The 10,832-nt window shown below is 38.2% G+C and carries 8 protein-coding genes and 2 pseudogenes; all 10 read left to right on the top strand.

From position 1 onward, the window contains the following. A partial coding sequence (tssI, locus tag E4T92_RS10855; RefSeq protein WP_135094846.1) for a type VI secretion system tip protein TssI/VgrG occupies positions 1-1,061 on the top strand: 1,061 nt, incomplete at its 5' end. Beyond that, positions 1,051-2,442 (top strand): polymorphic toxin type 15 domain-containing protein, encoded by a 1,392-nt coding sequence (locus tag E4T92_RS10850; protein WP_135094844.1) that lies wholly within the window; start codon positions 1,051-1,053, stop codon positions 2,440-2,442. The genes tssI (E4T92_RS10855) and E4T92_RS10850, both read left to right, overlap by 11 nt. Positions 2,443-2,455: 13 nt before the next feature. Beyond that, positions 2,456-3,100 carry a GAD-like domain-containing protein gene (locus E4T92_RS11305; protein WP_077417926.1) on the top strand — a complete coding sequence of 215 codons (645 nt, stop codon included), beginning with the start codon at positions 2,456-2,458 and terminating at the stop codon, positions 3,098-3,100. Positions 3,101-3,163: 63 nt separating this feature from the next. Beyond that, positions 3,164-3,232, top strand: a pseudogene (locus E4T92_RS11375) (hypothetical protein); the annotation flags it as partial. A gap of 21 nt (positions 3,233-3,253) precedes the next feature. Further along, positions 3,254-4,939: an RHS repeat-associated core domain-containing protein gene (locus tag E4T92_RS10840; protein ID WP_228063604.1), complete on the top strand. Its 1,686-nt coding sequence runs from the start codon at positions 3,254-3,256 to the stop codon at positions 4,937-4,939. Positions 4,940-4,949: 10 nt separating this feature from the next. Beyond that, entirely contained in the window at positions 4,950-6,038 is a 1,089-nt protein-coding gene (locus tag E4T92_RS10835) for a tetratricopeptide repeat protein (RefSeq protein ID WP_135094842.1), read from the top strand. Positions 6,039-6,093: 55 nt separating this feature from the next. Further along, a pseudogene (locus tag E4T92_RS11345) lies at positions 6,094-6,192 on the top strand (hypothetical protein); the annotation flags it as partial. After that, positions 6,166-8,307 (top strand): RHS repeat-associated core domain-containing protein, encoded by a 2,142-nt coding sequence (locus E4T92_RS10830; protein ID WP_245232459.1) that lies wholly within the window; start codon positions 6,166-6,168, stop codon positions 8,305-8,307. The pseudogene E4T92_RS11345 and the gene E4T92_RS10830, both read left to right, overlap by 27 nt. A gap of 9 nt (positions 8,308-8,316) precedes the next feature. Further along, positions 8,317-9,453, top strand: coding sequence for an SEL1-like repeat protein (locus tag E4T92_RS10825; RefSeq protein ID WP_135094838.1), 1,137 nt, complete (start codon positions 8,317-8,319; stop codon positions 9,451-9,453). Between the two features lie 417 nt (positions 9,454-9,870). Continuing rightward, positions 9,871-10,832, top strand: a 962-nt coding sequence (tssI, locus tag E4T92_RS10815) for a type VI secretion system tip protein TssI/VgrG (RefSeq protein ID WP_135094836.1), incomplete at its 3' end; no start/stop codon positions are given.

Here is a 10,832-nt window from a genome sequence, read left to right as displayed (position 1 = left end):
AGCGGACAAAGCCAAAGGTGGACGGACCTCAAATTGCCCAAGTGGTTGGACCGAAGGGAGAGGAGATATTTACGGACAACGTAGGCCGAATCCGGGTGCAATTTTTTTGGGATAGGGAAGGGAAATACGACGACCATAGCTCGTGCTGGATACGAGTGACGCAACCGTGGGCAGGACAAGGTTGGGGGGTACTGGCGATACCGCGTGTGGGCCAGGAGGTGTTGGTTGATTTTTTAGATGGCGACCCGGACCAACCGATAATCACGGGTAGGACGTATCACGCGACAAATGTCCCGCCAGGAAAATTGCCCCAAAGTAAAACGCAGATGGCATTTCGCTCTAAGACGTATAAGGGGGAGGGGTATAATGAGTTGTTGTTTGAGGATGCACCGGGTCAGGAACAACTCAACTTACACGCTCAGCGAGATATGAATACAGTGGTGCTCAATGACAAAACCACCCAAGTAGGCAACTGTCACCGTGAAAAAATTGGTGAAGACCAACACATTGAAGTGCATCAAAATAGACAAAAAACAGTGGGTGGGATAGAAACGCAAAAGATTGGTCAAAATAAAATTGAATATGTGAAAGGCGACTATCAGCATTTTTCTCATTTAGATACCTTACTTTCTTCTGCAGAAGGCAACATTATTTTTGAAACGGCAGGTGGGAAAATTACCTTAACCCAAGATGGAGAAATCACCATCTTAGCAAAGAAAATCATTATTAATGGACAACCTGTCAAAATAAATTGTGGGAATGAAAATGTTGATATTAGTGAATTAATTTCTGCTTTATCGGAAAATTCAAAATGGTTAGCATTTCAATATTTTGATAGCTACAAAAAACCATTAAAAAACTTAAGTTATACGGTGTATTTCGAGAATGGGGAACAATATAAAGGGAAATTAGATAGCCAAGGAGTTTGTTATATTGAAAATCCTGCTAGTGAAATTATCGATATTGAGATTCATAATGAAATAATACCTAAAAGAGAAGATGTATCTGCTTATTTAAAGCATTTTTTCTCCAAAAAGGAAAATATTAAAAATGTGGTTTGATTCTTTTATTGAGTCCGCAAATAAATTTTTAAATGAAGTTTATGAAGAATTAGAAACAGCCTATAAATCAGGCGTTGAGGGGATTGGTAATACTCTTTATGGTACAGTTGACTGGGTATGGGGTACATTGCTTGGAAATTGGAATCCAAATCAAACGACTAGTCAAATTGTTGCAGATGCGGCGTTGGGGCTTGTCCCTATTTTAAACATAATATTAGATATAAGGGATTTAATTGCTTGTATTTATGCGTTTTATGATGAGGAAAATGAAAATAGTGAACAAGAAAAATGGATAATGCTTATTTTGATCCTCTCAGGATTCATCCCTTTTTTAGGTGATAGTATAAAAGCGATGGGGCGTATTGTGATGATAAATATTAGGCGTTATGGTAGTCAAAATATTGAAAAAGCAGTGCAATCATCATTAGAACCTATCGTTGAATTTTTACAAGATGAAAAAGTCATCAGAATTATCTCAACTAATCAAATTAATAAGATATTAAAAGATATTGCCGATCAATTTAGAGAGCAAGCAAGGCAATTAAATAGCTCAAAAATAACTAATTTTTGGCGAGAGGTTAATCTAAAAATTAGGGGATGGCTTGATTATCCTCTTCCTGAAGATATTAAACAATTTTTGCAAAAAACATTGCTCCTGTCGGAAAATTTATTGGGAAAATCACCACAACCATTGGCAGCAGGCATTGGTGAAGTTAAAGTGATTTTATTAAAAACCGCTGATGAATTAGAACAAAGCGGCTTGAAAGTACAGCAGAATGTTAAATTTAATCGAAAAGAAGATATCACTACATCTCGCCACTCGCCAAATGTAACCAGAGCAGAAAGACGGACAATACGCTGTTTCCAACCAAGCAATAGCTTATTAAAAAAGGCAAAGTCTGAGGGAAAAGATATTCATAAATTTGAAAAAGAGTATTATCGACAGCTAAAAGATCAGCAAAATGGAATCAATCAATTAAGTGCAAAGGAATATTTAGATGGAAGGGATATTTATGAAAAATATGGACGCATAGGCGGGCAAGCACAGCAGCAGGCAAGGGAAAATTACCAGAAAAAGATAGAAAAATCACTAGAAGGTAGTTACCGAAAGAGTGGTTTATCCTTAAATGAAGCAGAGATTCAAGCTAAAAATGAAAGTAAAAAGATTATGCAGCAGTTAGATGCACTTCATAGCCCTGATATGATTGCGGGAGGAAAGGATAAGGTCATGCGTTTGGGCGATGCCAGTATCAATCGTTCTATTGGTAGCCAATGGCGAAAAAACGGGCGTTTGGATGAAATGGATGATTATGCTAAAGAAATGATGGCTAAATATGGTGAGCATGCCAAAATGAATGTGGAATTAAACCGTTGTAAATAATAGGGGTAAAAAAATGGATTATCGTACTGTGGATGAAATTGATTATTTTTTTAAGAAATTTGGAGAAATTACCTATAGTGAACCTGTAGATGCCGAATTAATTGAAAAATACACAGGTATTTTGCCTGAATGGTTTATCGGTTATTGGAAAAAATATGGCTTTTTTAGTGTGATGGATGGGTTGTATTGGGCGGTGAATCCTGAGGAGTATCAGGATATATTAAAAACCTGGCTTCCCGAAGAGCAGGCGGAGAATTGTTATGTGTTAGCTCGCTCTGGTTGGGGGGAGCTAGTTGTTTGGCAACCAGAATATGGGGATAAATATGAAATTGATCCGTTAAATGGATGGGTGTTTCAAGAAAATATTAATCCATTGTTGGAGGCAGGTTATGCAAATAAAGCTGCAGAAAGCGTGTTTACAGGAGCGAAAGTTGAGCATCTTTCAGCTGATTTGTTTAAAGAGTGCGTTCAAGCTTATGGTCCTTTAAAAGAAAATGAAATGTTTACCTTTGTACCGCCTTTATTTATAGGTGGTGAAAAGATATTTAAAAATGTGAAAAAAGTCGATTTATTTATTCAAATGGATATTTTGGCACAATTAGCCGAACCGAAAATTATAGATATTAATGATTTAAGAAAAATGGCTTTTGGGCGTTGAGTGAGCTAAAGGGTGAAAACAAGCAGTGAAATGAGCCAAACCCATTACTAATATGATGGATTAAACCGCCTCACCCAACTGACAGATGGTCAAAATACGCTGTCGTTTAGTTATGATAAGGTCGGTCGATTAACCGAACAACGTCAATGGCAAATGAACGACTCAGGCTTTGCTAATAGCCAAGTGATAGGGTATCAGTATGATAAAAACGGCAATCGGCTTAAAACCCTGTTGCCAAATCAATCGGCAATAAACTATCACTATTACGGCAGTGGTCATTTATCTGCCATCAAATATAACGACCAACTTATCACCGAATTTAGCCGAGATAAGCTCCACAGAGAAATCAGCCGAACGCAGGGGAATTTAACCAGCCTGTTTAACCGTGACCCGGTGGGCAGATTAACACAGCAGTTGGTAACACTCGAAAGTACCTCAAAAAGTGCCGTAACAAGCGGCGAAATTATCCGAAGAAATTACCAATACGACCGGGTAGGCAATCTGACTGAAAGCGAAGATTTACGCACAGGGAAAACACCTTATCGTTATGACAAGTTGGGTCAAATACAGCTTGCAGGGCAAGAACGCTTTGCTTTTGACCCGGCACATAACCTTATTGAGAAAGAAACACAACGGATTGAAAACAACCAAGTCACGGAATATCAAGGCAATTATTATCGCTATGATGAATTTGGCAATTTAAGTGAACGGAGATTGGCGAATGGGGAAATACAAACGTACCGCTACAATGTGAAAGACCAACTTATCAAAGCCATCATCCAAAAGCCAAATCAAATGAAAGAGGAATGGCAATATCAATACGATGTTCTAGGCAGACGAACATCAAAAGTGAGGTTAGAAAATGGCAAGATTTTAGCGGACAGCCAAATTGAATTTATCTGGGACGGCTCGCATTTAGTGCAGGAAATTGAGCATAAAACTGACCGGACTTTCAGCTATATTTACAGCCACCCAAATAGCTATGAGCCACTGGCACAACTGGAATTTGCAAGAGATAACGAAAAACCGACCGGGTGTTATTATTATCATAATGACCAAATTGGTGTGCCGAGAGAACTCACCGACGAGGAAGGAAAAGTCTGTTGGTATGGCAGTTATGCTGGGTGGGGTAAGCTGAAGGCACAAACAAAATTCAGAGATGAAATACACCAACCGTTCCGCCTACAAAACCAATATGAAGACCAAGAAACAGGTTTGCATTATAATTTCTTCCGTTATTATGAGCCTGATGTGGGACGGTTTACCCAGTTAGATCCGATATGGTTGGCTGGGGGAAGTCATTTATATTTATTTTCCTACAACGCTATAAATTATATAGATCCTTTAGGATTGGCACCTAATTGTCCATTTGGCTCACCTAATTATTTGGCAGGTTTAGCAGAAAAAGCTAGAGCAGATCAGGTTGTTCAAAGAATAACCCAAAAAGCTTATTATGAAAGTGAAGGAAGTATTGGTATTGAAACAAATGCAGATATAACCCTTGTTAAAAAAGTAAATGGGGCGGTTGGGATTATGGCGACCAAAAATAAACACTCAAATGCAATTAATATATGTGCTTATGCTTCAAAATGTGATGGAGTTGAAATAGGAGGTGGAGGGAATTTATCTCTTCAAGGGGTGATTTCTGATGCAGAGACGAAATCAGGCGTTTCTCATTCTATGTGTGTTGGTGCATCGGGTGCTATTGGAGGTGGTATATCAGGCTCTCTTTGTACTGATGGTTCTGGAAAAAGTGGCTATTTTGGCCCATCTGTAGGTGCTAAAAGTGGGATAAATACTAAACAGTGTATTCAATTTTCAAAATGTACTAATTTTTAGAGGAGTAAATATGAATAAGTATTTTTTGTTAGTACTTTTGTTTTCTAACACTATTTATGCAGATGATATCAAATGTGAAAATATTATTAATAAATATCAGTTTAATAATTCTAAAGAAGATAGCTTTAAGTTAGGGTTGGAATATCGAAGTAAATATTTTTCAGCTGAAAAACAGCTTGAAGCATATTGCTTAATAGTCAATTCTCAGAAATTAGGAAATATTGATGCGGAAGCCGTATTAGCTCAATTTTATGAGAGTGGTGATATTGTTAAAAAAGATTTAAAAAAAGCGGTTGAGATGACAGAAAATGCGGTTAAAAAAGGTTCTAGTTTAGCATTGAGTAATCTAGGCAGCTACTATTTGCACGGATATGCTGTTCCGAAAGACTTTGAAAAAAGTGTTTTTTATTATCAGAAGGCTATAAAAAAGGGATATTCATTTGCTAAAATTGGTCTGGGATCAATGTATTTTTGGGGAGTTGGCGTTCCTCAAGATATAGAAAAAGCAATAGCTTTGACAAGAGAGGCGGCTTTAGATACCAACCAATTTGGCTATGATCTCGCAATGGTAAATCTAGGCTTATACTATGGCTTTATTGGAAATCAAACAGAAGAAATCAATTGGTATAAAAAAGCAGCTGAACTATATCAACCTCAGGCATTAGAAAATTTAAGCTATGTATATGCTACAGAGCCGAAAGTAGCAAATTTAGATAAATCGTTATTTTGGATAAATAAAGCGATTGAAAGAGATAATCCACAAGCCTATATGAAGTTGGGAAATTATTATGCAGATGGAACAATCGTATATCCTAAAGATGAAAAAAAAGCCTTTGAACTTTATCAAAAAGCAGCAGAGCTAAATAGTCCTCAGGCGCAGCATAATTTAGGAAATTGGTATTTAACAGGACGATACATTCAAAAAAATGAAAAGGAAGCGATAAAATGGTATGAGAAAGCCGCAGACGCTGAGAATATTTATTCAATAAATATGCTTTACCAAATTTATACTGAGGGGGCAGAGAGTATCCCGAAAAATGAAGAAAAAGCACAATATTGGTTTAATAAAGCTAAAGAACAGGGCATAACGCTGAAATAGTGATGTTCGTAATTATGTAGACGGTAGCACAGAACAGTTTGAATATGACCAAGCCGGGAGACTACAAGCTTATATTGATGGCAAAGGCAATCGAACTACCTACCGTTATAGCTTGGATGATTTACTGATGGAACGCAAAAATGCGTTAAATCATCGTTTCCGTTATGACTATGATAAAGCCAGACGGCTTGTCCGGCTCACCAATGAAAACCAAGCGACTTACCAATTTCAATATGATGCGATGAACCGCTTGATTGCCGAAGTGGGGTTTGATAATCGCAAAACGACATACCATTACAATAAGCTGGGCGCGCTGATTGAAAAACAAGAGCTTAGCCCAAGCAATCCTACACAAGTGCTGCGATTTACCGAGTTCGAACACGATGAACTCGGACGTCAAGTCAGTCAAAGGGTGCGAACAAGTGGTGAAATGAGCCAAACCCATTACCAATATGATGGATTAAACCGCCTCACCCAACTGACAGATGGTCAAAATACGCTTTCGTTTAGTTATGATAAGGTCGGTCGATTAACCGAACAACGTCAATGGCAAATGAACGACTCAGGCTTTGCTAATAGCCAAGTGATAGGGTATCAGTATGATAAAAACGGCAATAGGCTTAAAACCCTGTTGCCGAATCAGTCGGCAATAAACTATCACTATTACGGCAGTGGTCATTTATCTGCCATCAAATATAACGACCAACTTATCACCGAATTTAGCCGAGATAAGCTCCACAGAGAAATAAGCCGAACGCAGGGGAATTTAACCAGCCTGTTTAACCGTGACCCGGTGGGCAGATTAACACAGCAGTTGGCAACACTCGAAAGTGCCTCAAAAAGTGCCGTAACCAGCGGCGAAATTATCCGAAGAAATTACCAATACGACCGGGTAGGCAACCTGACTGAAAGCGAAGATTTACGTACAGGGAAAACACCTTATCGTTATGACAAATTGGGTCAAATACAGCTTGCAGGGCAAGAACGCTTTGCTTTTGACCCGGCACATAACCTTATTGAGAAAGAAACACAACGAATTGAAAACAACCAACTCACGGAATATCAGGGCAATCATTATCGCTATGATGAATTTGGCAATTTAAGTGAACGAAGATTGGCGAATGGGGAAATACAGATGTACCGCTACAATGTGAAAGACCAACTTATCAAAGCCATCATCCAAAAGCCAAATCAAATGAAAGAGGAATGGCAATATCAATACGATGTTCTAGGCAGACGAACATCAAAAGTGAGGTTAGAAAATGGCAAGATTTTAGCGGACAGCCAAATTGAATTTATCTGGGACGGCTCACACTTAGTGCAGGAAATCGAGCATAAAACTGACCGCACTTTCAGCTATATTTACAGTCACCCAAATAGCTATGAGCCACTGGCACAACTGGAATTTGCAAAAGATAACGAAAAACCGACCGGGTGTTATTATTACCATAATGATCAAATTGGGATACCGAGAGAGCTAACGGACGAGGAAGGAAAAGTCTGTTGGTATGGCAGTTATGCTGGGTGGGGTAAGCTGAAGGCACAAACAAAATTCAGAGATGATATACACCAACCGTTCCGCCTACAAAACCAATATGAAGACCAAGAAACAGGTTTGCATTATAATTTCTTCCGTTATTATGAGCCTGATGTGGGACGGTTTACCCAGTTAGATCCGATAGGGTTGGCTGGGGGAAGTCATTTATATTTATTTTCCTACAACGCTGTAAATTATATAGACCCTTTGGGATTGACCTCTAATCCATTTGGATTTACTCATGAACAGTTAAATAATTTAGCAGTGAAAGCTCATGGGGACTATTTAGCTCAACAAGCTGAAGCTAATATTTTTCCAAAAATAAAAGATAGCGTAAAAAATAAACCTTATACACTTGCTAATGAAGTTTCTGGAGCTGCTGTGGCAGGTGCTGGACTTGATTTTACAGGCGGATTGGCAACATCACGAGATAAAGATGGAAAAATAAGCAAATGTAGTTATGTTACTATGTGTGGAAGCGTTGGTATTGATGGAGGGGCTCAAGTATCAAATAGAATTGCATACACAAATGCATCCACAAGTACAGGGCTATCATTTCCAAGCTGCATTGATGTCTCAGGGAGTGCCGCTGGTGGAGTTGGAGGATCAATGTGCGTAAATAGTAGGTATTTAGGTGGAGATGGTAGTGTTATAACATCTTTTGGTCCTGCAGTAGGAGCTAAACTAGGGGTTAGCCTTAAGCAGTGTGTTCAAGCTACTATATGTAAGTAGGAAGAAAATATGAGAAAATTTTATTTCATGGTCACTATTGAGTTATTTTCAGTACTAGCATTATTTTTTTCAAATCACAGTTTATCTAAAGTTCCTGAATGTAAAACATTAGTTACTAAAGATATTCAAGATCTAAGCTATTGTGCCACTAAAGATGATCTGTTTAGCCAGTATAATTTAGCGGTTATTTATCGAGATGGTATCGGTACAAAAGTTGATCTTGAAAAATCTTTTTATTGGTTTAATAGGTCTGCAGAACTAGGTTTTACCAAGTCAAAAGCTAATTTAAGTTGGTTTTATAAAAATGGTGTAGTAGTTGAAAAAAACTACGATAAAGCATTTTATTGGGCTGAGCAGGCTGCAAAAGAAAACAATCCAATTGGTTTAAATAATCTCGGAGTATATTACCAAAATGGAATTGGCACAGATAGAGATTTTAAAAAAGCAATAGATTATTTTAATCAAGCGTTATTAGTTGATAACCAGTTACCTATTACCAAAATTAATTTAGCTAATAGTTATTTTTATGGTTTGGGTGTAGAAAAAGATATTAATACAGCTATCAAGTTAGCAAAAGAAGCGGCTGGGCTTGGGGATGTAATGGGAATGAATAACTTAGGCTTTTATTATAAAGAACTAGGAGATAATACTCAGTCTTTTAAATGGATAAAAAAAGGTGCTGAAGCTGGCGGTTCTCTTGCTCAAGCAAATTTAGGATTTTATTATGCAAAAGGAATTGGAACTATTTCAGATAAAGAGCAAGCATTGTATTGGTTAAATAAATCTATTGCACAAAATGAAGCACAGGCTTATTTTCTTTTAGCGACATTATTTTCAGAAGGAAATTCTATAGTACAGCAAGATGATAAACAGGCTTTTGAGTACTATAAAAAGGCAGCAGAAATGGGACATGGATTAGCTCAGAATAATCTTGCTAATTGGTTATTTAATGGGCGTTATGTAAAAAGAAATGAAGAAGAAGCAATTAAATGGCTTCAAAAGGCTGCAAATGAAAATAATATAGTGGTTGCAATGTTTGCGTTATCTCAAATATATTCAAATGGTTCAATTGATACTCCACAAGACTTAGAAAAAGCAAAGTACTGGCTAGAAAAAGCTAAAGAAAATGGTTTTACGTTTAACTAATTGATGCAAAAAATAACCTACTTCATCGGTCTCCCTATCAACCCAATTTGGGAGATAAAGCTCCTAACCGATGAAGTTGATTTTGCCTATCGTTATAATGAATGGTCCAAATTACTCAAATTTCCACCGGGGTGTTAATAATAATGGCCAAATTGAGATGTTGAGGGAGCTAACAGATGAGGAGAGAAAATTCTGTTGATATGGAAGTTATACGAGGTGGAGTAAGCTGAATGCACAAACAAAATTCAGAGATAAAATACACCAACCGTCCCGCCTACAAAACCAATATTCTGATAAAGAGGTGGGATTAAATCACTATTTTTCCATCATGATAAGGTGCTCCAAGAACGCTTTAAAGTACTTACCTTTGTGGCTATAATGTAGACATTTGAATATTAAGATTTTTAGGGATAACTTATGACCTCATTACCTAAAGATGCTTTAAAGGGTGTTTCTTCCACAAAGGATGTGATTGAGGGTGTCTCAGATTTGGTTGAGTTGATAGGGGCGGAAAAGCTTAGTAAACCTTTATCGGATATTAAAACGGTAGCGGGTAACGCAGAAAAAGTCCTAAATCTAAGCCAATACACCCTCTCCAAAGGCAGCCAATTAGCCGGTCAACTCAGTTCGGGTAATGTTCTCGGCGCGGTTTCAGGACTGTTAGGAATCTCATCCCCGACAGGCTTACAGTTCACCTTAGAAACAGTGACTCTCCCGCCGTCCACCTTTTCAGTGGTGTCCTTTGAGTTACGTGAGCATTACAGCGAGCCCTATTGTTTAACAGTTCAATTGAGCAGTCCCCTTGAGGCGATAGAGGCTTCTCAGGTGCTTGACCAAAAGGTAAAGTTTACCGTTTGGCAATCGGGAAAAGCGGAACGGGTTATCTCAGGCATCGTCTCAAGTTTTACCCAAGGTGACAGTGGGTTTGAACAAACGCACTATTTTTTGGAGATTCGTCCGGCTCTGTGGCGCACCGGCTTACGACGTAATGCGCGTATTTTCCAACAAAAAAATCTGCAACAGATTTTAAGCGCACTTTTGAATGAGCACGGCATTGCCCATTATGCCTTTGCGTTTACAGATTCCCATCCAGTAAGGGAGTTCTGTGTGCAATGGCAGGAAACAGATTTTGATTTTATCCAACGCCTCACCGCAGAAGAAGGAATATTCTATTATTTTGAAGAGAAAGAGGGCATTGAAACGCTTGTTTTTAGTGATAATGCCGAGACCTTATCTTCTCCCCTTGCTTACTCTTATAACCCGAATAAAACCGCCCAACTACAAGAACAGACGGTAGGACAATTTCTCAAACGCACTCAAGTGAGACATTCTCGAGCGGTATTGAAAGATTACACCTTTAAAAAGCCGGATTGGGAAGC

This window comes from Pasteurella sp. WM03 (assembly GCF_004570945.1).
Taxonomy (GTDB): Bacteria; Pseudomonadota; Gammaproteobacteria; order Enterobacterales; family Pasteurellaceae; genus Rodentibacter.
This window is presented reverse-complemented; position numbering and strand designations above follow the sequence as displayed.